Source organism: Colwellia maritima, from assembly GCF_022669015.1.
In the GTDB taxonomy this organism is placed as follows: Bacteria; Pseudomonadota; Gammaproteobacteria; order Enterobacterales; family Alteromonadaceae; genus Colwellia; species Colwellia maritima.
The window spans coordinates 1-25,627 of the sequence record NZ_JAKKSL010000003.1; the positions used below are offsets into that span (position 1 = coordinate 1).

Annotated in this window: 22 protein-coding genes and 10 pseudogenes; 2 read left to right on the forward strand and 30 right to left on the reverse strand. The window is 37.6% G+C overall.

Annotation, left to right across the window (positions count from 1 at the left end):
* Positions 1-224 (forward strand): hypothetical protein (locus tag L3081_RS15750; RefSeq protein ID WP_242287065.1); only part of this gene is annotated, 224 nt, incomplete at its 5' end.
* On the opposite strand, the gene L3081_RS15755 is transcribed toward L3081_RS15750, so the two are convergent.
* The 5 genes from L3081_RS15755 to dbpA all read right to left on the reverse strand — a co-directional run bounded on the left by L3081_RS15755 (position 190) and on the right by dbpA (position 3,469).
* On the reverse strand, positions 190-552 hold the full coding sequence (locus tag L3081_RS15755; protein WP_242287066.1) for a DUF2884 family protein: 363 nt from the start codon (positions 550-552) through the stop codon (positions 190-192). The genes L3081_RS15750 and L3081_RS15755 overlap by 35 nt on opposite strands.
* A gap of 183 nt (positions 553-735) precedes the next feature.
* Complete coding sequence (gene zapE / locus L3081_RS27095) at positions 736-924, reverse strand: AFG1/ZapE family ATPase (RefSeq protein ID WP_274620592.1); 189 nt, start codon at positions 922-924, stop codon at positions 736-738.
* Entirely contained in the window at positions 924-1,592 is a 669-nt protein-coding gene (zapE, locus tag L3081_RS27100; protein WP_274620593.1) for a cell division protein ZapE, read from the reverse strand. The genes zapE (L3081_RS27095) and zapE (L3081_RS27100) overlap by 1 nt, the downstream gene beginning before the upstream one ends.
* 10 nt (positions 1,593-1,602) lie before the next feature.
* Positions 1,603-1,977, reverse strand: a complete 375-nt coding sequence (gene zapE, locus L3081_RS27105) for an AFG1/ZapE family ATPase (protein ID WP_274620594.1) — start codon at positions 1,975-1,977, stop codon at positions 1,603-1,605.
* A gap of 55 nt (positions 1,978-2,032) precedes the next feature.
* Entirely contained in the window at positions 2,033-3,469 is a 1,437-nt protein-coding gene (gene dbpA / locus L3081_RS15765; RefSeq protein ID WP_242287067.1) for an ATP-dependent RNA helicase DbpA, read from the reverse strand.
* Positions 3,470-3,669: 200 nt separating this feature from the next.
* Here dbpA and L3081_RS15770 point away from each other — a divergent pair.
* A pseudogene (locus tag L3081_RS15770) lies at positions 3,670-3,818 on the forward strand (DUF2986 domain-containing protein).
* A gap of 82 nt (positions 3,819-3,900) precedes the next feature.
* Here the strand turns inward: L3081_RS15770 and hpf are convergent.
* The 25 genes and pseudogenes from hpf to fliP all read right to left on the reverse strand — a co-directional run bounded on the left by hpf (position 3,901) and on the right by fliP (position 25,623).
* Complete coding sequence (hpf, locus tag L3081_RS15775; protein WP_242287068.1) at positions 3,901-4,257, reverse strand: ribosome hibernation-promoting factor, HPF/YfiA family; 357 nt, start codon at positions 4,255-4,257, stop codon at positions 3,901-3,903.
* Positions 4,258-4,505: 248 nt separating this feature from the next.
* The gene (locus L3081_RS15780) at positions 4,506-4,979 is read right to left on the reverse strand and encodes a phosphatidylglycerophosphatase A family protein (protein ID WP_242287069.1); all 474 of its coding nucleotides are present in this window, start codon (positions 4,977-4,979) and stop codon (positions 4,506-4,508) included.
* 39 nt (positions 4,980-5,018) lie between these two features.
* Positions 5,019-5,992: pseudogene (gene thiL / locus L3081_RS15785) on the reverse strand (thiamine-phosphate kinase).
* A 37-nt stretch (positions 5,993-6,029) separates the two neighbouring features.
* Complete coding sequence (gene nusB / locus L3081_RS15790; protein WP_242287070.1) at positions 6,030-6,446, reverse strand: transcription antitermination factor NusB; 417 nt, start codon at positions 6,444-6,446, stop codon at positions 6,030-6,032.
* A 10-nt stretch (positions 6,447-6,456) separates the two neighbouring features.
* Complete coding sequence (gene ribH, locus L3081_RS15795; protein WP_242287071.1) at positions 6,457-6,918, reverse strand: 6,7-dimethyl-8-ribityllumazine synthase; 462 nt, start codon at positions 6,916-6,918, stop codon at positions 6,457-6,459.
* 162 nt (positions 6,919-7,080) lie between these two features.
* Positions 7,081-7,733: pseudogene (locus tag L3081_RS29170) on the reverse strand (MlaA family lipoprotein).
* 206 nt (positions 7,734-7,939) lie between these two features.
* Positions 7,940-8,407 (reverse strand): DUF2802 domain-containing protein, encoded by a 468-nt coding sequence (locus L3081_RS15810; RefSeq protein WP_242287073.1) that lies wholly within the window; start codon positions 8,405-8,407, stop codon positions 7,940-7,942.
* 89 nt (positions 8,408-8,496) lie between these two features.
* Complete coding sequence (locus tag L3081_RS15815) at positions 8,497-8,991, reverse strand: chemotaxis protein CheW (protein ID WP_242287074.1); 495 nt, start codon at positions 8,989-8,991, stop codon at positions 8,497-8,499.
* A gap of 84 nt (positions 8,992-9,075) precedes the next feature.
* Positions 9,076-9,864 carry a chemotaxis protein CheW gene (locus tag L3081_RS15820; protein ID WP_242287075.1) on the reverse strand — a complete coding sequence of 263 codons (789 nt, stop codon included), beginning with the start codon at positions 9,862-9,864 and terminating at the stop codon, positions 9,076-9,078.
* A complete protein-coding gene (locus L3081_RS15825) occupies positions 9,865-10,644 on the reverse strand; it encodes a ParA family protein (protein ID WP_242287076.1) in 780 nt (259 codons plus the stop codon). It lies immediately after the preceding gene.
* 74 nt (positions 10,645-10,718) lie between these two features.
* On the reverse strand, positions 10,719-11,693 hold the full coding sequence (locus L3081_RS15830; protein WP_242287077.1) for a flagellar motor protein MotB: 975 nt from the start codon (positions 11,691-11,693) through the stop codon (positions 10,719-10,721).
* A complete protein-coding gene (locus L3081_RS15835) occupies positions 11,690-12,436 on the reverse strand; it encodes a flagellar motor protein (RefSeq protein ID WP_242287078.1) in 747 nt (248 codons plus the stop codon). The genes L3081_RS15830 and L3081_RS15835 overlap by 4 nt, the downstream gene beginning before the upstream one ends.
* A pseudogene (locus L3081_RS15840) lies at positions 12,429-13,543 on the reverse strand (protein-glutamate methylesterase/protein-glutamine glutaminase). The gene L3081_RS15835 and the pseudogene L3081_RS15840 overlap by 8 nt, the downstream one beginning before the upstream one ends.
* Positions 13,544-13,573: 30 nt before the next feature.
* Positions 13,574-15,703 carry a chemotaxis protein CheA gene (locus tag L3081_RS15845; RefSeq protein WP_242287079.1) on the reverse strand — a complete coding sequence of 710 codons (2,130 nt, stop codon included), beginning with the start codon at positions 15,701-15,703 and terminating at the stop codon, positions 13,574-13,576.
* A 13-nt stretch (positions 15,704-15,716) separates the two neighbouring features.
* A complete protein-coding gene (locus tag L3081_RS15850; protein WP_242287080.1) occupies positions 15,717-16,460 on the reverse strand; it encodes a protein phosphatase CheZ in 744 nt (247 codons plus the stop codon).
* 81 nt (positions 16,461-16,541) lie between these two features.
* Positions 16,542-16,925 carry a chemotaxis response regulator CheY gene (gene cheY, locus L3081_RS15855; protein ID WP_242287081.1) on the reverse strand — a complete coding sequence of 128 codons (384 nt, stop codon included), beginning with the start codon at positions 16,923-16,925 and terminating at the stop codon, positions 16,542-16,544.
* A gap of 56 nt (positions 16,926-16,981) precedes the next feature.
* Positions 16,982-17,701: an RNA polymerase sigma factor FliA gene (locus L3081_RS15860; RefSeq protein ID WP_242287082.1), complete on the reverse strand. Its 720-nt coding sequence runs from the start codon at positions 17,699-17,701 to the stop codon at positions 16,982-16,984.
* Positions 17,702-17,782: 81 nt separating this feature from the next.
* Positions 17,783-18,623 (reverse strand): annotated as a pseudogene (locus L3081_RS15865) (MinD/ParA family protein).
* Positions 18,624-18,689: 66 nt separating this feature from the next.
* Positions 18,690-20,168, reverse strand: a complete 1,479-nt coding sequence (gene flhF / locus L3081_RS15870) for a flagellar biosynthesis GTPase FlhF (protein ID WP_476728556.1) — start codon at positions 20,166-20,168, stop codon at positions 18,690-18,692.
* Positions 20,152-20,298, reverse strand: a pseudogene (locus L3081_RS29420) (flagellar biosynthesis protein FlhF); the annotation flags it as partial. The pseudogene L3081_RS29420 and the gene flhF, both read right to left, overlap by 17 nt.
* Positions 20,299-20,418: 120 nt before the next feature.
* Positions 20,419-22,523 (reverse strand): annotated as a pseudogene (gene flhA, locus L3081_RS15875) (flagellar biosynthesis protein FlhA).
* 84 nt (positions 22,524-22,607) lie between these two features.
* Positions 22,608-23,740: pseudogene (gene flhB / locus L3081_RS29175) on the reverse strand (flagellar biosynthesis protein FlhB).
* A gap of 31 nt (positions 23,741-23,771) precedes the next feature.
* Positions 23,772-24,553, reverse strand: a pseudogene (gene fliR / locus L3081_RS15895) (flagellar biosynthetic protein FliR).
* On the reverse strand, positions 24,553-24,822 hold the full coding sequence (gene fliQ / locus L3081_RS15900; RefSeq protein WP_242287084.1) for a flagellar biosynthesis protein FliQ: 270 nt from the start codon (positions 24,820-24,822) through the stop codon (positions 24,553-24,555). Before fliQ ends, fliR begins: the two are co-directional and overlap by 1 nt.
* A gap of 40 nt (positions 24,823-24,862) precedes the next feature.
* A pseudogene (gene fliP, locus L3081_RS15905) lies at positions 24,863-25,623 on the reverse strand (flagellar type III secretion system pore protein FliP).
* Positions 25,624-25,627 lie beyond the last annotated feature (4 nt).

A 25,627-nucleotide genomic window follows, 5' to 3' on the forward strand; every position in this document is an offset into this window, starting at 1 on the left:
CTGCTGTTTCAACGCGTTTTTCAAAATCTTCACCAAGTAATTCTTTATCTTCTAACCCATTTTCACCTATGGTAAAACCATGCTCTATCGTGAATTTTTCAGCAAGATCATCTTTAATTAATGCCAGTTCTTTTGTTAAGTCAACACTTGCATTATTACCCTCACCTAATAATTCATTAAACGCTAAGTTTACCCCTCTATTGCAAGATCCACCCCTTCAATAGCAACTTTCCTTGCTTGTGGTATGGTAGTACGAATGTGGCTAGCATATTGTTCAACGAGTGCTTGCTGACTTGAATTTAAAGAAATGGCTTTACCACGAACAGTTAAATTATGTTTATTATCAATGGTATAAAGAGTGTTTTTCTTATTTTCAGATTCAAAAAATTCTAATTTCGATTTATCAACCGTCATACCGGCTTTCATGTCAACATCACATGAGCTATGCGCATACACAGCTGAAGTTGAGAATAGCGACACTAATGATGCTGCTATCAATGTTTTTGGAAGTAACGTTTTTGGAAGTAATGTTAATTTAATTTTATGATTCATGATGGCAACCTTTTATAAATATTTGCTGAATAAGTGATTTAACGCTATTAGTTGAATAAGTAATTACAAATACAATGCCAACTTTAATGTCTTATTTTTCAATAGGATATTAAAAACCTAAAGAGCGTTGGTTATCAAAACCCTACTATTTAGTGTAAAAAACTAATTATTAGTGAGAATTCGTTAAAAATTTTGCATCTCGAATAATCGAGACTGGCAGCGTTGAAACTCAAAACTGAGCTGCGTTCCTTGGTAAAGCTGAGTTATGTCAACATCAGCGCTGATGATTAATTGCACCTTAGAATCATAAAATTCGTCAACTAAGGCTATAAAACGGCGCGCTTCATCGTCTAAATGTCGCAACTCGCCCATTAATACTCCGCTACGTTGGTAGCAATCTTCAATGCCTGAAAACACAGCCGGTATAAGATCTCCGGAAACTGTGGCACATTACTAATAAGCACAGTGTCAAATTCATCTGCTATTTGTATATAGTCGCGTTGACTTCTTGGCCCAGAACACAACGCATAAAAATCAAACCAAATATGATTAGATGTTTTAGCTAAATAATTAATTTCTCGGTTATTGACAACAATCACGTTTTTCTTATCTTCATCTATATGTGGCGTTGTTCTCTCTCGTAAACCTTGAAATCGATTTGCTAATAATGTTTCACCTTGTAGGTGAGTAAAATAATAATTTTTGTACGCTTGATTCACGGTATTCGTTAAGCGATGATCTGTATCGCCATCGATAGAGATCACTTGACAATAGTGATTAATCAAAGCAATAGTCGGAACAAAGCGTTCCCGCTGCAAACCATTACGGTAAAGCTGTTCAGGTTGACAGTTAGAGGTGAAAACCAAAATCACGCCTTGCGAAAATAAGGTTTCAAACAAGCCGGCAAGTAGCATTGCATCACCAATATCGCTGACAAAAAACTCGTCAAAACATAACAATTGAAGATCAGTAGCCCAAGTATTTGCTATGTGTGTTAAGGGGTTTTTATCTAAGCGTGTCTTTTGCAATGACTGTTGCATGGATAGCTCATTAAGTTCCGGTGAACATTCTCCATAAAACGGTGAAAATGTATACGTTTCTTTTTTTAATTGGCGTATATTGATAAAACAAATCCATTAACATAGTTTTGCCACGCCCTACTCTGCCATAGAAGTATAAACTTTTAATTGGTGAGGTGGCTTTAGGCTTTGTTTTCTTGGATATATAATGACTGAACAAGTTACCCGATATTATGGGTTCATTTTTCTTTGTGGCTATTAACTGTTTTGATAATAACTGTTTTGATAATAACTGTTTTGATAATAACTGTTTTGATAATTTTTCTAGTTCGTCTACAGCATTAGACTGTGCTTTGTCTTCACAAAGCACTTCTTGCTCGATAAGTTGTTGGTAATGTTTACGCAAAATATATAACTTACTGTTCGACTATTTGTCTCATTAGTTGTCTTTGTGTGTGTGTTTAAACAGTTAAGTGACGTACTTTGTATGTACGCCCTTTCATTTTACCTGTGGATAATTTTCTTAACGCTGTTTTTAAAACTTTTTTATTAACAGCAACATATGATTTATTATCTAACACATTAATTTTACCAACATCTTTGCCTTGCAACTCAGTACCGCTATTTTTAGCATCCGTATTTTTCGACGTTAGTGCTCCCAAAATGTCACCCGGTCTAACTTTTTGCTTTTTGCCACCGTCAATTTGAATAGTCGACATTTTCGCTTGCGCTCTAGCATTATTCAAGACTTCAGTAGAGGGTAATAACTCAGGCTTAATCACTTGATCAAGGGTATCTTCAATTAAACCAACTTTATAACGTTCTTTATCACTAAATAAAGAGATGGCTTTTCCTTGCGCTCCTGCACGCCCAGTACGGCCAATACGATGAATATGTATTTCACTGTCGTGTGCAATGTGGTAGTTCACTACTAAGTCCAAAGAATCAATATCTAACCCGCGGGCGGCAACGTCTGTTGCAACGAGAATTGCCGCACTTTTATTGGCAAAGCGCAATAAGGTTTGATCTCTATCTCTCTGTTCTAAATCACCATGAAGGGCTAATACGCTAAAACCATCATCATGCAAGTTATTGCATACCGCTTGAGTTTCTTTTTTAGTGTTGCAAAATATCACCGTTGATTCAACGGGGTTAGCTAGCAGTAGTAAACGTAATGCTTCAAATCTTTCTATTTCGTTTTCAATAGCATAAAACTGCTGACTGATGTTCGACTGGTCTTCACTCGCACTGATTTGCACCATCACAGGATCTGTCATAATGCTTTCGCTAATAGCTTGAATTTGTTTTGGAAAAGTGGCACTAAACAGTAACGTTTGACGGTCTAATGGAGTACGTTCAATAATATTATCTAACGCCGCTTCAAAACCCATTTCTAGCATACGGTCAGCTTCATCAAGTACTAGTAAATTTAAATCGTCTAGCTTAAGTGTCCCTTTAATAACATGTTCTTCAATTCTACCTGGCGTACCAACAATAATATGAGCGCCATGTTCTAAAGAGCCTATTTGAGGACCAAACGGTGTTCCGCCACACAAAGTTAGCACTTTAATGTTATGAACAGCACGAGCGAGTTTACGAATTTCTGTTGCTACTTGGTCGGCTAATTCACGTGTGGGGCATAGTACCATTGACTGAATTCTAAAACGCTTAACCTGTAGTTTTTCTAACAGCGCCAAACCAAAGGCAGCCGTTTTTCCTGAGCCTGTTTTCGCTTGAGCAATGACGTCTTTACCCACAAGCATTTTTGGTAAGCTTTGCGCTTGTATTGGTGTCATTTCCTGATATCCAAGCGATGTTAAGTTTTTCAATAAATCTTTATGTAAATTTAATGAAGAAAAAGCTAATGGAGATTTGCCATTATTAGTTATTACGCTCAAGATAGTGCCTCTATTGTGTTCAAGTTAGATGTAAACTTTACATCTAGATTTTAAGAAATGTAAAAAAACTTTCAAGGGAAAGTGAATGAGCGCATAATAACAGCAATCTTGCTTTACAGCCATTTAATCAATTTGCTTTAATTAACTTGTTCTAGTTAATTAAAGCAAATTGACGAGCTACTCACTTTAAAGAATAAATAATGAATCGTAAAAAGAAAATCAACGACACCTTAAAAAAGAAACAAAAAAAGCGAATGCTAAATTACATACGAGTAACAAGCCTCGTTACATTTCTAAAGCAGAGCGTGAAAAACTAGCGTTAGCTGAACAAATATCTAAAGACGATTAAAACACAAAAAAAGCTATGAACTACTTTTGCAAGTGATGTCATAGCTTTTAACGTTTTTGCTCTTTTGCTCGATTATTCTAGATTATGCTAAATTCATTTCTTGTACTTTTTCATGCGCAATTTCTGGCGCTGTACTTTGAGGTTTTTCATGTAAATTGGCTTTTAATTGCCCTTTTCGATGTTTTAATGCCGCATCAAGTTTTTTTATACCACTAGCAATCGCCGGGTACATCACATCATTCATACCTTTAACTGATATTCGTGCGCCTTCATAATTCGTTACTACTTCAACTTGGTATTTATTGTGTTCTTTGGAAATAATAACGTCTAAGGCGATTAACGTTGGAAAATGGTTTGCTATTTTTGAGAATTTCTCATCGATATCCTCTTTAATTGAAGGGGTTATTTCAACGTGGTGACCAGAAAGATTTATTTTCATAGGTATTCCTTTTTAACATTTACTTTAAACATGTACTTTTAACATGTACTTTAAAAAAGTATGGTGAACTAAGGTTGCGATTTAAAACGTTGCTATTATAAATAACGTCCTATTAAATAGCTGAGGGCATAAAAATAAAAAACAAGCCTTCGGTGTTTTTATTTATATACTATTTAAAAGTAGCTCAAAAATATAAGAATTACTATAGTGTTATGTAAAGAAATATTTATGTGGGCAGAGTCTGTCGATTAAAAAATCAACTGCATGATAATTAAAGAAAAAATACCGGCTAAAATATCATCTAACATGATACCTAAGCCCCCTGATATTTTTTTATCAATAAATGAAATTGGCCAGGGCTTTAATATATCAAACAAGCGAAATAATACGAAACCAACGGCAATACTTTGCCAACTTATTGGCACCATAATCATGGTGATAAAGTAACCGGCAAACTCATCCCAAACTATAGCGGGATGGTCGTGAACACCTACATCTTCGGCTGCTTTATCGCAAATATAAATACCGACAATACTCACAACGACTACAGCCAACAAATACATTATAGGGGTAAGCAGTGAAAGCAATAAAAACAACGGGATTGCGGCTAAAGTACCAAATGTTCCGGGTGCTTTGGGGGCTAAACCACTACCAAACCCTAATGCTAAGAATTGAATCGGTTGTTTGAGATCAAACTTAACATTTGGCTTTGTATGTTTCATATTGTTTTGTAAACGTTATTTGGCTATTTTAGTTAGATTTTATGTGTTATTGGGTGATGAAAAGTGTTCAAAACATGAATTTTTAATAGGCACAGGCTTATTGTTTAATGTAGTAGAAATGGTTTGCGATGCATTAATTTGACCAATACAAGTTATAGCGACACTTGTTTGAGATAACGCGGTTTCTAATCCCACTTTGTTATCTTCAGAGACGGTAAATAAAAGTTCATAATCATCACCACCATTGAGTGCAAGGTCAATCGCGTCGTCAAATAATAATGACTGCTTCATGGCGTTTGACATTGGAATAGCGTCTAAAACTAGGTTAGCTCCTACGTTAGATGCCTGACAAAGGTGTCCTAAATCTGCGAGTAGTCCATCCGAAATATCAATAGCTGCGGATGCGTATTCACGCAAGGCCTGCCCAACAAGCACTCGGGGTCGAGGAAAGTCTAATTTTTGTTGAACCTGATCAATAACATCTTGGTCGGTTAAGACGTTTTCTTTTAGATGTTGTAAAGCAAGCGCCGCATCACCAAGATCACCCGTAACATAAAGCCAGTCACCTGTTCTAGCACCAGAACGAGATAAATATTGCCCTTCAGGAGTTAATCCTTGTGCGGTTATGGTAATACTTAATGGTCCTTGCGTGGTGTCACCACCAATCAGTTGAACGTTATAAAACTCACATAGCTCAAACACGCCTAAACCAAATTCACTTAACCATTCGTCATTTACATCAGGTAACGTAATAGCCAGTGAAATCCGCTTGGCTTAGCACCCATTGCGGCAATATCTGATAAATTAACAGCAACGGCTTTATGACCAATAGCTTTAGGAGAAGTCCCTAAAGGAAAATGTACTCCCGCCACAAGCGTATCAGTAGTGACAACGATATTTTGTTTTTCTGTACTAGAAACAACGGCACAATCGTCACCTATACCAAGTAATACATCTTTTCTTTTAACGGCTTGTTTGGTAAAAAACTGTTTTATTAATTCAAATTCTTTCATAGCTTCAACAATTTATTCTCGGCAAAAGATACAGACATTAAGCTTGTGGGCGAATCAGCTTGACTGCTTTGTCTAAGACACCATTAATAAATTTATGGCTATCGTCTGCAGCAAATAACTTAGCTAACTCAATTGCTTCGTTAATAACTACGCGGTAAGGAACATCCAGACAGTCACTTAATTCAAAAACAGCCACACGTAAAATGGCTTTTTCAACATGGTCAATATCCTCAATAGGACGATCAACATGCGGAGAAATAGCAAGATCAATTTCGGAAACGTTTTTCGTAACTCCGCGTAACAATTGTTGAAAATATTCAATGTCAAAACGACGCTTACTGTTATCAGTAATAAAACCAACTTCAACATCGGTAACTGAATTTTGACTAATTTGCCACGAATAAACGGCTTGCACCGCTAGCTCACGAGCTTTTCTTCTAGGAGAAGGTTTCACAATAGTTTTCCTAAATTTGAGAGAGAACGTTAACCATTTCTAATGCACCAAGGGCTGCTTCAGCACCTTTATTACCGGCTTTAGTTCCGACTCGTTCAATAGCTTGTTCGATTGAGTCAGTGGTAATTACGCCAAAAGAAACAGGGATCTCTGATTCTAAACACACTTGTGCTAAGCCTTTATTACACTCACCAACAAAATCAAAATGTGGTGTGCCACCACGGATAACCGCCCCTATGGCGATAATTGCATCAAAGTCACCTTTTTTAGCAAGCTTTTTAGCTGCTAAAGGTAATTCATATGCGCCAGGTACACGAACAACGGTGATGTCGTCATCATTAACACTGCCATGTCTTTTAAGTGCATCAACTGCACCTTCTAATAGGCTATCAACAATAAAGTGGTTAAAACGTGATACAACGATGGCAAATTTTTTGCCTTTTGCTTGAAATGAACCTTCAATAATATTCATCTAACTGTTTCCAATAATATTTATATCAAGTTGATTACCCTGTTTGTGGTTAAACAGGTGTTCATCAATTAGACATTAGTAAAAAATTGCCGCAATTCTAGCAAACTACGGCTAACTTCGGTATAGGTTTATAGCTTTTAATGATAATTAATACGTAAACTATTAATAATCAAGTTGCTCTAATAATGCTTCTATTTCAGCTTCTTTATCTTCATCGATAACTATAGGGGGGTTACCATCATATAAACGATAATTCATATTTTGAAAATAAGCGTTTTTAATAAATTCATAGGAATCTGTCGATTCTGATAATAATTGCTCTTGATCTCGTATTGAGGCGCGACCTTCAAGCGCGAGTATGCTTAAACGTGCAACATTTGGCCAAAAATCTATCACAGCTAGTGGCCAATATAATTTATCGACATAATCCCCGACTTCTTCTCTAACAGAGCGGGACCAAGTGCAGGTATTACAATGTATGGGCCATCGCCCACGCCATAACTACCCAATACCTCACCAAACTCTTCTTGGTCTCCAGACCGACCAAAGTCACTAGCGGGGTCATAAAAACCAAACAATCCAATCGTTGAGTTTAGTAGAAAACGACCTGTACTTTTTGATGCATTAACAAACTTCAACTGTAATAAATTATTGATGATGTTAGAGGGTTCATTTAAGTTTAAGGCCATATTGTAAAGCCCTGTTCTTAAAAAAGTTGGTGTGTAATTAGTGTAAAATTCAGAGACGGGTTTAGCGACATACTTATCAGCATAGTCCCAAGTAAAAGTCCAAAAAGGTCTATTGATTGACTCAATAGGATCACGTGGGTCACTATAACTTTCGTTGTTTCTTCGGAGTGCTTGAACATCCTGACAGAATAAAAATACTGGAGATGAATACTAGTCGAAAATATTTGAATACTGAGTACTTCACTTGGAATAGTTCCTTGCCATGTTTATGCGAAATAAGATAAAAAAATTATAAAAAGGTATTTTAACGTGCTTCTTTGTTAAAACACTACCTATCCTTGCGTTTTATTTTGATAAACGGATATTAGCATTTCAACTTCGGCATAAGGCAATTCGCATTCAGCAACTATTTCATCAATACCTGCACCTATTTTGGCTAGCTTAATTGCCCGAGAGTAAAATTTATCTTCACCTTGGTCGGTTTGTAATTGTGCAATAAGATCTTGTTGGGATGTTATTTGGGCTTGGAGGGTTTTGATTCTATGCTCAAGTTGTTTTGAAATAATCGCATTTTCATTATTTGCTTGTTCTTGCTTGACTGATAACGCTTGCAATGCGTTATTTAGTGACTCATTTGTTAGTTGTAAATTATTAACAAGTAATTCGAGCGCTTGAACTTGGGATTCATAAACAGCAAATTTAACCTTATGCTTCTTTGTAATAGCAAAGAAAAAAATAAAGCTAAATATGCTGAGAGCAAGTGCAGTCACAGCGATAATAGGCACCGCTAGCAAAGACATAGTTCAGTGAACTTAAGCGTAAGTATAATAAGCATAGTCGTAATAACAAACCATTCTAAATCAACCTCATTAAGACATCATAAAAGCAATTAGAATTGTTTTAATTCGTCCCATTCGTCGTCAGATAGTAATTTATCTAGATCAACTAAAATCAGTAGTTCACCATCTCGATTAGAAACGCCTTGAATAAACTGGGCACTTTCTTCATTACCTACATTAGGTGCATCATCGATTTCAGATGCTTTTAAGTAAACAACTTCTGAAGCACTATCAACTAATATACCAATAACCTGTTTTTCTGATTCAATCACGACTATTCGAGTGTTATCTGTAACATCACGCGGCTCTAAACCAAAACGAGCACGAGTATCAATAACTGTAACAACATTACCACGTAGATTAATGATACCTAGTACATAAAGTGGAGCTCCAGGCACAGGGGCAACTTCCGTATAGCGTAAAATTTCCTGCACCTGCATAACATTAATTCCATAAGTTTCGTTTTCTAACTTAAATGTTACCCATTGAAGCACTTCATCATTTCCGCTTACTTTACCACTTGAATTACTGTTCTCATCAGACATAGTACTTGCCTCTCAATTATTTATGAATTTACAATCTTGCAATTATATAAAAATCAGTCTTACTAAAGCTAATGTTTTATCGTTTTAATTATCTTGATAGATTCCACTGCCATCATTAAGTAATTGAACTAATGAATCTACATCAAGTAAGGCACACATTTTATCTTTTACCAATCCCGCTAACCATGGGCGCTTACTGGCTGAATCTAACCACTTTACTTCATCTTCTTTCAATACAACAGTATCGACTATATTTTCTGCAGCTAAGCCCCAACCACTATTATTAAGCATAATAACATATTGATAATTTAGCGAACTTTTCATTTTATCGTCACATTTCTCAGGCATTACCCACAAGGCCGTATCGACAATATTAATTTTTTCATCTCTGTGCAGCATCACGCCTTTAAACCAGTTAGGTTTTCCCATTAACGTCGTCGTTTTGTCAATATTGTATATACCGCCTAATTCAATTAATGGCACGGCCACTGTCAACCCCCCTACATTAAAGAACAGGGCTTGAAAACCGCCTTTCCGATAAGCTTTAGGATCTTTTAATGGCAAGGCACCCGTACTTTTGTGGGTAACTAAGGGCTCAGGCTTATTTTCTTTAACAACAGTGTTGATACTGACTTTTCTGACATCACGTTGTTCTATTGTACTTTTACGCGTACTAATAGCATCTTCTTTAACTTTTAGATCTACACTCACATTTTTTAGTAAAGCTTCTAAACGCTTCGTTTCAGCAAGCTTTGTGTTTGTACTATTTTTTAGGTTATCCTGACTACCTTCTTGTATAACAGGATCATCTGTCAATAATTCAGACAGATAATTTGTCATTACTTTTTTACTTGCGGATAATGGTTTTGACATTTATTTAATGCTTCTCTGTGAGATTTTCAGTAAGTACTCTAATAAATTTCTATAAGCCAAAACGCCTCGGGTATTTTCTGCATAATGTGAGGGGACTTGCTGTGCTAAACTAGCATTTCTAAAGTTTGTATCTACGGGTATAACGCCTGACCACACTTTTTCTTGGTAGGTTTCTTGTAATTGTTGGTACGCTAATAGTGATGCCTTTGTTCGTTTGTCGAACATAGTAGGAATAATAGTATATTTAAATGGCTTATCTTGCTCTACTTGCATCATATCCATTGTTTTTATCATACGATATAAGCCTTTTAATGCTAAAAACTCTGTTTGAACAGGGACTAATATTCGGTCTGCCGCGGCAAGCGCATTTACCATTAACACGCCTAAAATAGGAGGACAATCAATCAAAACAATATCATAACTATCGGATAGTTTTAACATTGCTTTTTTCAACACTAAACCCATTCCACCTTTAGCTCCTAATGAGCGATCTAAGGTTGCTAACCCCATGGTTGCAGGCAAGATATCAATATTTTCATATTGCGTTGGGCATAAGCTTTGTAGTATTTGCTCTTTTGAAGAGACTTGCGTAAATAAATCATACACACTTAAGTCTAAATCTTCTGACTCAACACCAAAATAATAAGTCAATGAGGCATGTGGATCTGTATCAACGAGCAATACTCTGTTGCCACGCTCAGCTAATAACCCCGCTAAAGCAATAGTAGTGGTTGTTTTGCCAACACCACCTTTTTGATTTGCTACCGTCCACACTTCCAATCTTTTTTCCTACTTTTTAGTTAATGAATAACATTATATAGTTATCTTAGCTTTTCAGCTCTTTCTAGTTCTTTCTAGTTCTTATTCTCAGACATGTTTTCATTTTCTTTTCTGGTGGAAATTCTAATTCCGCCATTAGGTAAACGAATTACCTGTATTTCATTCTCTTTTTCTTCCGAGATAGCTTCATTTGTGACAGCTTCAACTTCTTCAATTTTAATAGCCGGTGTATTAAGTAAGTTTGATTTTTCTAAACCATACTTTGAAATTGCCACGACTACTTTTCTATTTTTTGCACGCCCTTGTGACGTTGAATTATCTGCCGTAGGATAATACTGGCCATAACCTTCTATTGCCATGCGTGCGGGAGTCATTCCTTGTTTTTCTAATACCCGTAAAATAGCAGTGGCTCGCGCAACGGATAATTCCCAATTAGATGAGAAAATTTCGTTGTTGATCATTTGATCATCTGTATAGCCTCTTATACGAACAAAGTTGCTTGATTCACCAATAACATCAAAAATAACCCCTAAAATACTCTCCGCTGAATTGGTTGCAGAAGATGATCCACTTGGAAACAACAAAGCACTATTTAATTCTATTTCTAACCAATCACCATCAATTTGCAATTGCGCGAAACCTGATTCAATTAATTCGTAAAGCGCTGTATGTAATTCAGTTTCTAATGACGTTAAGTTACTTCCCACTCTCGCGTCTGAAATATTAGAAAGTGTTTGCTCTCCTTCCAACAATTCAGGACCTGCGTCTTCAAGAATGCCATTTCCAAATAATCTTTTATTGGTTTTACTGCTATTAACATCAAGAATGTCATCCCCGTGCCCTCTATTTTTGGGCTTAATTTCATTTGCTTGAAAAACGCGACCAACAGATTCAGTGATCGTTTCAAAAGGCTTTTCATTAACCATGGCCATTGCATACAATACTACAAATAAGGCAAAAAGAAGGGTCATATAATCCGCGTAAGAAACCAACCAACGATGGACATTGTCATGTTCTATCGAGTCTCTTCTTTTACGGAAACGCTTCATTTTCCTAACCTGTATGCTGATAGCTTATTTTCAATCGCATGGGGGTTTTCACCATGGGCAATAGCCACTAAACCTTCAAGTATCATTTCTCGGTACATGGTTTGTTGGTGTATGATTTCTTTGATTTTATTTGCTATGGGTAAATAAAGTAAATTTGCAAACCCCACACCGTAAATTGTCGCAATGAATGCCGTTGCAATACTTTGCCCCAGTAATGCCGGCTCGGTCAAGTTAGTCATCGCATGGATCAAACCCAATACGGCCCCTAATATACCAATCGTTGGGCTATATCCCCCCATCGATTCAAAAACATTAGCAGACCGTAAGTTATATTCTCGGTAAACATCGAGATCTAATTCAAGAGACACTTGTAGGTTTTCTAGCTCTACTCCATCAACCAGTAAATTTAAGCCTTTTTGAGTATAACTATCCTCTTCATCTAGGGCGTCATTCTCAAGAGATAAATAGCCAGACTCCCTAGACTTTATAGCCCAAAGTACAATTTTTTCTATGCCTTTTTCGATATTATAACGAGGTGGAGTAAAAACCCATTTTAATAATGAAAGTGCATGATAAAATTGCGCACTTGACGATTGCAGCATGACAGCGCCTAACGTGCCGCCCACAACAATAATAAAGGCAGGCAATTCAAATAAGGCTGAAATTGAGCCACCATCTAAGATAAAGCCTAAATAGATAGCAAATAGAGCAATAACCAGGCCAGTGACACTGAGCCTATCCATGCTTAATTTCCTTCACTATCGTGCTAGCTATTGTATCTAAGGGTAAAGATACTTGGGAAATACCCGCAACGGCAACAGCTTGAGGCATACCATACACAACACAACTATGCTCATCTTGTGCCCAAATTGTTGCCCCTTTTGCTTTTAGCATGCGTGACCCTTCTCTGCCATCTGAGCCCATGCCCGTTAAAATAACCCCCAAAACATTACCGCCAAAAACCTTTGCCGCTGAGCCAAAACTCACATCAACACTTGGTTTAAACGCTATTTTTAAGGAGTCATCATCAATTATTTTAATTTTGGCCGTGCTTTCGGTACCTGAAATAATCATTTGACGACCACCTGGTGCTAGATAAGCACATCCAGGTTTAAGAATATCGCCGTTAGCCGCTTCTTTTACACTGATTTTGCACAAGGAATTAAGCCTACTCGCAAATGCGTTAGTAAATGTTGCGGCATATGTTGGATAAGAATAATTGGTAACGGAAAATCTTGGGGGAATTCAGTTAATATTTTCTGTAATGCGACTGGACCACCTGTAGAGGTGCCAATAGCTAATAGACTATATTTTTTTCCTGAGGCTGTTCTTTTGGAATGAGAAGATGTCCCTTGTTCTCCGGCAATAGATCTTGTCCTAACCACGGGTTGAGCGCCTTGGCTACCTTTAGCAGCTTGGCTATCTCGCCCAACGTTTAGCTTACTGACACTGCCTTTTTTGGCTAACTGAACAACTCGTTGACGTAATAAACTGCCGGCAACTTCACTATTTTGGGCAATTTCATTGAATTTTTTAGGTAAAAAATCCAATGCTCCCGCTTCCAATGCATCTAAGGTTGATTTTGCCCCCTGATGTGTCAATGAAGAAAACATCAATATCGCCGTTGGCGACTGTGCCATGATTTTTTTTACTGCCGCAATACCATTGAGCACTGGCATTTCAACATCCATCGTAATGACATCAGGCTTAAGTTTAATGGCTTTATCTACAGCCTCTTGTCCATTGACAGCAACATCAATAACTTCTAGCAGCGGATCCCTATTTAGAATATCAGTGACTCGTCGTCTAAAAAAACTCGAATCATCAACAACGAGTACTTTGTAGGTCATTTATTTCCTCTACTTTTTAATTACACGACTTTATGAACGCAGCTTTTTATTCACTGGTGATTTTTTCGCATAAAACTTTAACATGTTAGGTATATCAATAATTAAGGCAATACCACCATCACTAGTGATCGTTGCTCCGGCCATACCTGGAGTACCATGTAATAATCTATCAAGTGGTTTAATCACCACCTCTTCTTGCCCTATCAAGCGATCTACCACAAAGGCAACTTGTTGGCTGCCTAGTTGCACAATCACAACATGGCCTTTATCTCGGTCTTTGACTTTAAAGTCTCTTACAAGCCATTCATCTAAATAAAATAACGGAATCGCTTTTTCACGAACAATAATAGTTAACTGACCATCAACACGATTTGTATTGGTTAGGTCTAAATGAAAAATTTCATTTACTGCAGCCAATGGTAAAGCAAAAGTTTGCTCTCCAATAACCACCATTAGAGTAGGCAATATAGCCAATGTCAGTGGAACTTTTATTTCTAAAACAGTACCTACACCCATTTCTGAGTCTATATTAACGGTACCATTAATTTGGGTGATTTTGGTTTTAACAACATCCATACCAACGCCACGTCCTGACACCTCTGATATTTCAGTTTTTGTTGAAAATCCTGGGGCAAAAATTAAGCTAAACGCTTCTGTATCAGACATTCTTGCCGCTGCATCAACATCAAGAACACCACGTTCAATCGCAATTTCTTTCAGTTTTTCAGCATTCATTCCTGCGCCATCGTCTTTAATGGTTAACAGGATATGATCGCCCTCTTGTGAGGCTGATAATGTAACCGTACCTTGACGTGGTTTACCTTTCGCTTCACGTACGTCAGGCTCTTCAATACCATGATCAACTGAGTTTCGAACCAAATGCACTAATGGATCAGCTAATGCTTCAACCAAGTTTTTATCTAAATCAGTTTCTTCGCCGACTAACACTAATTGAATGTCTTTATGGAGGCTACGTGCTAAATCTCGTACTACTCGAGGAAAACGACCAAATACTTTTTTAATTGGCTGCATGCGGGTTTTCATCACCGCACCCTGTAAATCAGTAGTAACAGCATCTAAGTTAGATACTGCTTTGGTTAAGTCTTCATCGTCAGAAATTAAACCTAAACTGGTTAGGCGATTTCTAACTAAAACCAATTCGCCAACCATGTTCATAATTTTATCTAATCGCTTAGTGTCAACCCGTACTGTTGTTTCGCCTTGTGGCGCCGATGGTTGCGCAGCTTTTTTAGCGGCAGGAGCAGGTGTTGGTTTAGCGGCTTGTTGAGCAGGCACTGGTTTGGCAATAGGAGTCGGCGCAGCAGCATGGCTAGCTTGAGTATTTGCTACTGGCGTTGCTACAGATGGTTTTACCTCACTGGGTTTAGGTGCATTACCTTTACCATGCAACTCATCAAGTAGACTTTCAAATTCATCATCATCTATTTCATCAGACGAGCTATCAGAAACAGACGCTGCTGAGTTATTAATGTCAGAAGAAAATGCACCTTGCCCATGTAATTCATCTAATAGGGATTCAAATTCATCGTCAGATATATCACCACTTGCGTCTGCACTAACAGACGTTTCATTCACTGGGGCTGTACTGGCAGAAGGACTTCCGCCACCACCGTGTAATTCATCTAGTAAGCGTTCAAATTCATCTTCACTCATTTCATCACTGGCATCAGTGCTTTCTACTTCCACACTCGCTTCTTGAGTGGTAACTACAGGCTCAGGAGCAGGCGTTTCAGCTACAGGTGCAGCGCCTTCTGGGCGGCTTAAACGGTGTAATTCTGCTAATAATTTAGCATCTGCTGTGACAAGTGGCTCTCTGCCTTTGACTAAGTCAAACATGTCATTAATGGTGTCGAGTGCAGATAAAATAGTATCCATTAAATCAGCATTAACAGTACGTTTACCGGTTCGAAGTAAATCGAAAATATTTTCAGCACCATGACAAACGTCAACAAGCTCATTTAACGCAAGAAAACCTGCACCACCTTTTACTGTGTGGAATCCTCTAAAAATTGCATTGAGCAAATCAGCATTATCAACATCATTTTCAAGCTCAACTAATTGCTCTGATAGCAATTCAAGTATTTCACCTGCTTCGACTAAAAAGTCCTGTAGAATTTCTTCATCTGCTTCAAATGACATTCATTAACTCCCGTTAAAACCCTAAACTTGATAAAAGATCATCTACATCATCTTGATCTTCTACAACATCGTCTCTTTCTTCTGCATTAACTATTGGCCCTTCAACTAAGTTTTCACCTAATTTAGGTACAGATTTTTCTTGTTCATTAACCGATGATATGCCAAATGCAGTTAACATATTAATTAAGCTTTCTTCAACTTCTCTTACCAAATCAATTACTTTTCGAATAACTTGTCCGGTTAAATCTTGAAAATCTTGCGCCATTAATACATCAGTCATCAAACTGTGAATATGTGTAGTTTCTTTACCTGTAGTCGTTAACAAGCTGTCAATATCTACACATAACGCTTTAAATTCTTTTAAATCAATTTCATTATTCATTAATTTAGCCCATGCAGGATTAACAGCACGAACTTGTCCGGCAATGTCTTCAAGTACGGGGAAAATAGATTCTACTGCATCCATCGTTTTATTGGCTGCTTCTTCCGTACGCGTAATTACATAATTCAGTCGTTCTTTTGCGTCTGGAATATCCGCAGTAGCTAAATCACTCAACCGAGAATCAATATTAAAATTGGTTAAAGAGTCATGTAGTTGACGAGTTAATTTACCGATTTCAGCAAACAATTCTGAATTGATCGGGTTTTGAATTTTAGCAATAACCTCATCTGCTTTTTCTTGCTGATCAGTTTCTAAAAATTCAACCAAAGATCTAGCTTGTTCTAATGAAATGCGTCCCACCATTGCCATATTCATGCAAAGTCCTCAATACCTAACCTAAAGCGCTAACAAAATTTATTTGTGAGCCTTAATTTACACGGCTCACCTAAATAAACACTAACCTAGACGTTCGAAAATTTTATCTAACTTAGTTTTTAGCGTAGCAGCAGTAAATGGTTTAACAATATAACCATTTACACCCGCTTGGGCTGCCATTACAATTTGTTCTTTCTTCGCTTCAGCTGTAATTAATAGAACGGGGATGTGAGCTAAATTTGCATCTGCTCGAATAGCTTTCAATAAATCGATCCCTTGCATTCCTGGCATGTTCCAGTCAGTAACAACAAAATCAAAATCGCCATTTTGAAGCATAGGTAAAGCAGTGCTACCATCATCCGCTTCTTGAATGTTTGTAAAGCCTAAATCACGCAACAAATTTTTCACTATTCGTCTCATGGTTGAAAAATCATCAACAACAAGCACTTTCATATTTTTATCCAAGACACCCTCCGGCTAAACATTCATATTTGTATAGGTTAACATAATTATTATTGTACTTAACTTTGCCAAGATTGCATACGAGCTTTTAATCGATGCATTGCTTGACTATGAATTTGGCTGACACGTGATTCACTCACATCCAGTACTTGACCAATTTCACGTAAATTCAATTCTTCATCATAATATAGAGACAGTACTAGAGCTTCGCGTTCTGGTAAAGTACTAATACACTCAGTTAGACCTTTTTTAAAGGCATTGTGTTCAATACTTTGATATGGGTCATCACTATGGCATGCACCGTCAAACTTCAATGCATCTTCACTCACACCTAAATCATCAATACCCAATATCTTACCTGTACTGACTTCACTTAATATATGATGATACTCATTCAGCGAAATTTCAAGTTTTTCAGCAACTTCAACATCAGTGACATCTCGACCTAAACTTGCTTCTAGTGTTTTAATAGCTTCACTAACCATTCTGCTATTCTTATGGACTGACCTAGGTGTCCAGTCTCCGCGGCGCATTTCATCAAGCATAGCACCCCGAATACGAATACCTGCGAAGGTTTCAAAGCTTGCACCTTTAGTGCTGTCGAAGTTATTAGCTGCTTCAAATAAGCCGATCATACCCGATTGAATTAAATCATCAACAATGACACTTGCGGGTAATCGAGCTAGCAAGTGGTACGCGATTCGTTTAACTAATACAGTGTGCTGTTCAAGCAGCACTGTTTTGTCAATTGGGTTATTATAGGCATTAGTCTTTACCACTTTTTACTATTCCCACCTAAATTATCTTAAAATGTTTGTTGTTACTGTTACACACGACAAACGAGTGATATTAATTAAAAGTTAGTAATCAAGTAATTGTTCAATAAAAAATTCCAAGTGACCTGAAGCTTGATGTGGTATAGGCCAACTGCTGACATTCTTAGCTAAGTTTTTAAAGGCTATTGCTGCAGGAGAATTGGGAAAGGCTTCAACGATAGCTTGTTGTTTGCGTACCGATTTGCGGATATTTTCATCAAAGGGAATTACGGCAACCAATTCAAGTGCGACATCTAAAAACCTATCGGTAACTTTCGTCAATTTTGCAAATAATTGCTGTCCTTCTCTAGGGCTACGAACCATATTAGCGACAACTTTAAATTTGAAAACATTGTGATCTCGACTAAGAAGCTTCATTAAAGCATAACAGTCTGTAATCGATGTTGGTTCATCACACACCACTAGCATGACATCTTGTGCTGCACGTGTGAAGCTTAAGACCATATCAGAAATACCGGCAGCAGTATCAACAATAAGTACATCGAATTGAGTTTTCATTTCACTAAAAGCACGAATTAATCCAAGCATGCTCCGCAGGCGTTAAATCAACCATTGATTGAGAACCCGAGGTCGGTATAATTTTTATATTGCCTGGACCTGTTATAATAATATCATCAAGTTCGCATTCTCCTGATAATACATGGGAAAGATTACGTTTAACTCGTAATCCTAACATAACATCTACATTGGCTAATCCTAAGTCGGCATCTAACACTAAAACTCGTTTACCTTGCTGACCAAGAGCAATAGCTGTGTTTAATGAGACGTTGGTTTTACCAACACCGCCTTTACCACCAGAAACTGCTACTACTTTAACTTTTTTTAAGTCTTGCATTTTTCTTAAGCCGCTCGCTTGATCTGACATTTTTTACTCTTATATTACTGCTTGTATTAATGCATAGTTTATTAAAACACGTCAACGAAAATACCGTTATACAGCCATGGCCTGAGCTACTGGCATAGGCCTAGCTGTTCGTTGAGCATAGGCTACATTATGCTTTGCCGCCATTTTATCAGCAAGCGTAACTAATTTTTCAACATTTGCAACTTTAATATCTTCAGGAACTCTCTGTCCATCAGTAAGATAACCTATTGGTAAGCCATTTTGAATTGAAGTTGTAATTATTTCACCAATACTGACGCTTTCATCAAGTTTAGTATAAATACAACCCGACAGTGGTACTTTTTTAAAGCGATCAACATTTTCTTGCATAACCTGTTGTTGGCTGTTCGCTGCTAATACTAAATAATTTCTTATTCTAACGCGAGTATTGGAAACTAGGTTAGCTAAATTTTCAGCTAAACGGATATCTCTTTGCCCCATGCCTGCCGTATCAATTAACACGAGTTTCTTTTTAGCAAATTGTTCAAGTAATAAATCTAATGCTTGGCTGTCTTTTGCTAGTTTTACTTGGCAACCAATAATTTTTCCGTACGTTGCCAGTTGTTCAAAACCTGCGATACGAAAGGTATCCGTTGAAATCAAGGCAACATGTTCATTTCCATGTACTTGGGCAAATCGTGCTGCAAGTTTGGCAATTGTTGTTGTTTTGCCTACACCTGTAGGTCCAACTAAAGCGACCACACCACCGCGATGAATAATGTCATTCTGAGTAGTATTAAGTTGTTCACCTATTAATTTGGTTGCTTGTTGCCATGCTTCTGTATCGCTGTACTGACTTGGCACATAACCCGCTATTTGGTCTGCTATTTGATCATTTAACCCTAAACCTAATAAACGATTAACTAAAACTGCCCGTTGGGGTTCTTTTTGAGCCATTTCTTGCCACATAAGACCCGACACCTGATGTTCTAATAATTTTCTTATCGATGCCATTTCTTCTTGCATTTTATCAAAATTTTGTTGGTTCGCAAAACCGTTTTGTTCTGTTTGTTGCGTTGTTGAGTGCTGTGATTGCATTTTAATTGCCATATGCTCCGCTTCAAGAGATGTATGACCGTCATGTTGCTCATCATTGTTTGTATTAACTGTTTCTGGTGCTAGGATTGTTCCATCAGGCTTTGAGTGACGTAAACGTTCTGTAAAACTACGCAACTGATCTTCAATATTTTCATCTTGAATTGTAGCTTGATGCATCTGCTCTGCGTTTTCTTGTGCTGAATTACGTGGTAATGCATCATTAGCATCGTTCATATTATTCGACGAACCATTTATATTTGGTTGATGCTGAACTTGTCTATTTAATAAAGCTGATAAGCTATCTGCAGGCGCTGAAGCATTGGTTTCTGTGCTTTGTTGTTCTTGCGCACCAGATGCTGTCTTCGGTGGTATTGATGAAGAATGAGTAATACTTACCGTATCATTTGTTACTTCACGGTTTTGTTGACTATTTTGACGATGTGCGTCGTTTTCTTTCGAAGCTACTCCGGGTTGGTTGGTTATAGTCAACCGCTGCCATTAATTCGACACCTTCAGGTATTTTTTTATTAGACATAATAACGGCATCTACACCTAATTCATCTTTTATTTGGGCTAATGCGCTACGCATATCTTTGCCAACAAAACGTCTAATCTTCACAGTGAACTCCTCATATAGTTTCAAGTTAATGTTAACAAGATGATGTTTGAAATAACGTAATGTCATACGCTGCTTTCTTCTCGTTACATTATTTACTTGTTACTTTTCATACTCATTACTTTATTGCCCAATAGCGCTGACAATTTTAATTTGTTTGTCGTCTGGTATTTCTTGGTACGAGATAACCCGTAAACCCGGAATGGTATATTTTACAAACTTAGCTAACACAGAGCGTAAAATTCCTGACGTTAATAAAATAGGCGTATCACCTGCTAATTCTTGCTTCTGAGCGCCTTCTGTCAGTGACTTTTGTAATCGTTCTGCTAAGCCTGGTTCAATGCCTGCACCATCATCTCCGATACCATCTGCATTGACTGGTGCAACATTTGTTCCAACTCTGGTGCCAAGGTTATGACAGGTACTTCATAAGTTGGTCCAACAAGGTCTTGAATAATGAATTTTCGTAGACTAATTCTCACTGCTGCCGTTAATACTTCCGCATCTTGACTCTTAGGTCCATATTCAACCAAGGTTTGTATAATTGAGCGCATATCACGTACAGCAACACCTTCGTTCATTAAGCTTTGCAAAACTTTAACAACAGTACCGGCGATAATGTATCGGGAATAAAACCCTCCACAAGTTTGGGGTAAGTTTTGGCTAGCATATCGAGTAAATTTTGAACTTCTTCATGGCCTAATAATTGTGAGGCATTATTGGTTAGTATTTGACTTAAATGGGTTGCCAATACAGTCGCTGAATCAACAACGGTATACCCTAATGTTTGTGCCTGCTCGCGTTGACTTTGGTTAATCCAAACGGCATCTAAGCCAAAGGCCGGATCTTTTGTTGCTACACCATCAAGTTTGCCAAACACCTGGCCTGGGTTAATCGCTAATGCTTGATCGTGACGTATTTCTGCACTGCCAATGGTGACCCCCATTAACGATATTTGGTAACTATTGGGATCTAAATCTAAGTTGTCACGAATATGTACTGGTGGTACTAAAAAACCAAACTCTTGGGATAGTTTTTTACGCACGCCTTTGATTCGACTTAGTAACTCTCCACCTTGTGCTTTATCAACTAATGGAATCAATCGGTAGCCAATCTCCAACCCAATAACATCAACATGGTGAACGTCATCCCAATCTAATTCTTTCACTTCCTCTTCTTTTTGTTGAGTTTGTACTTGCTCTTCTTCTGCTATTTTTTCTAATGTCATTGCTTTGGTAATTTTATGTTTACCACCAAAATATGCTACTGCACTAATGCCTACAGCAAAAAGTAAAAAAGCAAAATGAGGCATGCCAGGTATCACCCCCATGACAAACATAACGCCAAGCAGCAATATAAAGTGACTTGGCTTGTCCTAATTGACTACTAACTTGATCTCCCATGTCTTGAGAGGTATTTTGGCGTGTAACAACAATCGCCGTCGCAACAGATAATAATAAACCTGGGATTTGTGCCACTAAACCGTCACCAATGGTGAGCAGGGTATAAATCTCAACCGCGCTATCAAAACTAAGGTCGTGTTGCACCATACCAATCACTAAGCCGCCGATGATGTTAATAAATAAAATCAAAATACCGGCAATAGCATCGCCTTTAACAAATTTACTGGCACCATCCATAGAGCCATAAAAATCAGCTTCACTGGTTACTTCAATACGGCGCTCTCTTGCTTGTTCAGCATTTATAAAGCCTGCGTTTAAATCCGCATCAATCGCCATTTGCTTGCCCGGCATAGCATCAAGAGTAAAACGTGCTGTTACTTCCGCAATACGTCCTGCCCCTTTGGTAACCACAACAAAGTTGATAATAATTAAGATCAAAAATACCACCAAACCTACCGCGTAGTTACCACCGATCACCACAGAGCCAAAGGCTTCAATCACTTTACCTGCCGCATCAGTGCCTTCATGTCCTTCAAGTAAAACTACCCGAGTACTGGCAACGTTTAGCGCTAATCGTAAAATAGTTGCGATTAGAATAACGGCAGGAAATGAACCAAACTCTAATGGTTTAAGGGTATAGACAGTTATGAGTAATACGACTAATGATAAGGCGATATTAAAGGAAAATAACACATCAAGCAGCCATGCCGGCATAGGTAAAATAACCATACCTAAAGCAGCCATTACTAATAGCGGTGTACCAAGTCCCGATATTTGGGATAGGTTTTTCTTATTTATTTGATTTAAATAGGCAGTTAATTGCATTGGATACAGCTTGCTCTTAATGATAATTTTTTGACGCTAATTATGATTTAGCAAAAGGTATACCAACAGGGAAAAATAAATACTTTAGTATTTAAATTCATCTGGAATGGGGAGGTTTTTAGCAACAGGTATTGGCCTTTTAGCACGACCTTTTTTATGCTCATTAAGTTGAAAAATAAAGGCAAGTACTTGTGCTACAGCGGCATATAATTCTTCAGGAATGTCTTGGTTAACTTCTGCAGTATAGTACAATGAACGTGCTAATGCTTGGTGATTGAATAATTTCAACTTTATGTTCTTTTGCAATAGTACGAATATGCATAGCCATTTCATCTAGTCCTTTGGCGACAAGTATGGGTGCCCCACCAACATTTGCATCATATTTTAATGCAACACTGTAGTGGGTAGGGTTAGTGATAACGACATCTGCATTTGGCACTTCCCCCATCATTCTTCTTTGCGACATTTCGTATTGTGTTTGCTTTATGCGCCCTTTAATTTCAGGATTACCCTCAGTATTTTTAAATTCGTCTTTAATTTCTTGTTTTGTCATTTTTAATTGGCGTGTGTGATTCCACACTTGATATGGCGCATCAATCGCCACAATAATGCCAATTGACAGTGCCAATGCTAAAAACATCCATAACAACATGTTAACAGCATGACCAAAATTTAATGGGATTGCTTCTAAGCTTAAGCCTAAAATTTGATCAAAAAGTCCATCAAGTAATAAGAAAGCAACAATAAATACAACAAAAAATTTTAAAATTGATTTTAGTAATTCGACAACGGCTTGCACGCCAAACATGCGTTTAAAACCTGCAAACGGCGATAACCGGCTTGCTTTTGGTGCCATAGCTTCCCAAGAAAACGCCATGCCCCCCAAAGATAGTGTTACCAATAAATGCCGCAATAATAATAATAGCGAAAATGGCAAGCATGGGAAAAACAACATGACCAATACCACTAAAGATGATGTTTGACATAGCATGTACATCCATCGCTTCTTTTCGACTTATTGAAAACATGCGCTTCATTGTTGTCGCCAATGCACTAACCAAAGCATTACCCATTAACATCATAGCGAGAGCACTTCCCACTAATACAAACATGGTACCTAAATCTTTAGAACGTGCTATTTGACCCTTTTTACGGGCGTCAGAGAGTTTTTTTGCCGTGGGTTCTTCTGTTTTTTCACCACTGTCTGACTCAGCCATAAATTATTTCCTTTAAGACATTATGTCCAAGTTACGTTGCTGAACAATCAATTAGGTAACAACTAAAATCAAGCGCTCGTTGCCACTGTAGCTCAAAATGAGTGAGAAAATTACCAAAGGTTAACCACATAATTAATAAGCCGCCCATCATTGTAATAGGAAAACCTATGGCAAATATATTAAGCTGAGGAGCTGCTCGTGTCATCACCCCAAAAGAAAAGTTAATTAATAGCATCGCCGTTAATGGCGCTAAAGCAAGCGACAAAGCGGTTGCAAACATCGACCGCCCCATAAAACAATTTCTTTGTACTTAATACTAGCAAAATGTTCATTGCCAATAGGCAGCGTATCAAAACTGGCGACAATAAATTGTAAATACGCTAAATGGCCATCCATAGTCCAAAAGAGCAAGGTGGATAGTATTAAGAAAAATTGACCTACCGCGGGAACATTCATGCCGCTAGCGGGATCAACCAATGATGCAAAGCCCAACCCTGATTGCATCGCAATGATTTGACCCGCTAAAGTAAAAGTATTAATAACCATCACAGTGATAAAGCCTAAGCTAATACCAATGAGTGTTTGCTGAGCAATCATTAAAAAAGTAGTAAAAGAAAGTAATTGTTCAACTTTCGTTGGTGGAATGGTCGGCATAATAGCCAATGTTAACGTGACACATAAAAAAAGTTTAATACGCGTCGGGATAGTCCGTGCGCCAAAACCAATCATCATCATCACTAACGCAGAAATACGAGTAAAGGGCAAAATAAAATCAGCCAGATATTGATTAACAACTGACTCAGTAAATTCCATTAGCTGACAACACTCGGAATACTAGCGACTAACCTAAAGGTGTAATCCATTAGCTTTTGTACCCCCCAGTGACCACCATAAACAAGTGCCAGTAAAGTGACGATAAGACGAGGCAAAAAGCTCAAGGTTTGTTCATTAATTGACGTTGCCGCCTGAAAAATAGCCACAAGCAAGCCAACAAATAAACTGGGTAAGATCACAGCGCTTACTAGCATAATCACTAGTAATAAAGCATCTCTTAATATGTCTACAAAGACTTCTGGTCCCATCTTATGTTCTCTTCTTTACTTTTATTGAGGTAGTAAAAAACTAAGTGCCTAAACCATAACTGGTTGCAATTGTACCAATGACTAAATTCCAACCATCAACCAATACAAATAACATGAGTTTAAAGGGGAGAGACACGATCATGGGCGATAACATCATCATCCCCATGGCCATTAAAATACTCGCAACGACTAAATCTATAATCAAAAAAGGAATAAATAATATAAAACCTATTTGAAAAGCTGTTTTCAACTCACTAATAATAAAAGCAGGTATAATGACAGTCATTGGTAAATCAGTTGGTTTATCTACAGTCTCAAGACCTGCCATAGAAGCTAACGTATCTAAATCTTTTAATCTTGTTTGTTCAAGCATAAATGCTCGCAATGGTACTTTACCTTTATCAATGGCTTCAACTGACGTTAATTGATCGGATAAGTAAGGCCGATAGCCACTTCATTAATTTGATTATACACAGGGGTCATTATGAACAATGTCATAAAAAGCGTTAGCCCTATAATGACTTGATTCGATGGCGTTTGTTGTAAACCAAAGGCTTGACGTAATATTGCCATAACCACCACTATACGAGTAAAAGAGGTCATCATGATCACAGCGGCAGGTATAAAACTGAGCGCTGTCATAAACATCAAAATTTGTAATGTTACCGAGTATTCTTGTGAACCATCAGGATTTGTGGTCAATTTTAATGCCGACATAGACAGATCATCAGCAGCAAAAACCCCTACACTCAATGTAGAAGCAACTAGCGTGAATAAAACTAACCAGAGAATTTTTTTCATAGGC

What these genes read in the sequence shown, in the direction of transcription:
- L3081_RS15780 (WP_242287069.1), bottom strand. Translation starts at nt 4,979, where the DNA reads ATGAAACATACAAAGCCAAATGTTAAGTTTGATCTCAAACAACCGATT.
- zapE (WP_274620593.1), bottom strand. Translation starts at nt 1,592, where the DNA reads ATGCAACAGTCATTGCAAAAGACACGCTTAGATAAAAACCCCTTAACA.
- L3081_RS15755 (WP_242287066.1), bottom strand. Translation starts at nt 552, where the DNA reads ATGAATCATAAAATTAAATTAACATTACTTCCAAAAACGTTACTTCCA.
- L3081_RS15810 (WP_242287073.1), bottom strand. Translation starts at nt 8,407, where the DNA reads ATGTCTTTGCTAGCGGTGCCTATTATCGCTGTGACTGCACTTGCTCTC.
- L3081_RS15845 (WP_242287079.1), bottom strand. Translation starts at nt 15,703, where the DNA reads ATGTCATTTGAAGCAGATGAAGAAATTCTACAGGACTTTTTAGTCGAA.
- L3081_RS15850 (WP_242287080.1), bottom strand. Translation starts at nt 16,460, where the DNA reads ATGAATATGGCAATGGTGGGACGCATTTCATTAGAACAAGCTAGATCT.
- L3081_RS15820 (WP_242287075.1), bottom strand. Translation starts at nt 9,864, where the DNA reads ATGTCAAAACCATTATCCGCAAGTAAAAAAGTAATGACAAATTATCTG.
- L3081_RS15835 (WP_242287078.1), bottom strand. Translation starts at nt 12,436, where the DNA reads ATGGATAGGCTCAGTGTCACTGGCCTGGTTATTGCTCTATTTGCTATC.
- L3081_RS15830 (WP_242287077.1), bottom strand. Translation starts at nt 11,693, where the DNA reads ATGAAGCGTTTCCGTAAAAGAAGAGACTCGATAGAACATGACAATGTC.
- L3081_RS15815 (WP_242287074.1), bottom strand. Translation starts at nt 8,991, where the DNA reads ATGTCTGATGAGAACAGTAATTCAAGTGGTAAAGTAAGCGGAAATGAT.
- zapE (WP_274620592.1), bottom strand. Translation starts at nt 924, where the DNA reads ATGGGCGAGTTGCGACATTTAGACGATGAAGCGCGCCGTTTTATAGCC.
- hpf (WP_242287068.1), bottom strand. Translation starts at nt 4,257, where the DNA reads ATGAAAATAAATCTTTCTGGTCACCACGTTGAAATAACCCCTTCAATT.
- ribH (WP_242287071.1), bottom strand. Translation starts at nt 6,918, where the DNA reads ATGAATATTATTGAAGGTTCATTTCAAGCAAAAGGCAAAAAATTTGCC.
- fliQ (WP_242287084.1), bottom strand. Translation starts at nt 24,822, where the DNA reads ATGGGACCAGAAGTCTTTGTAGACATATTAAGAGATGCTTTATTACTA.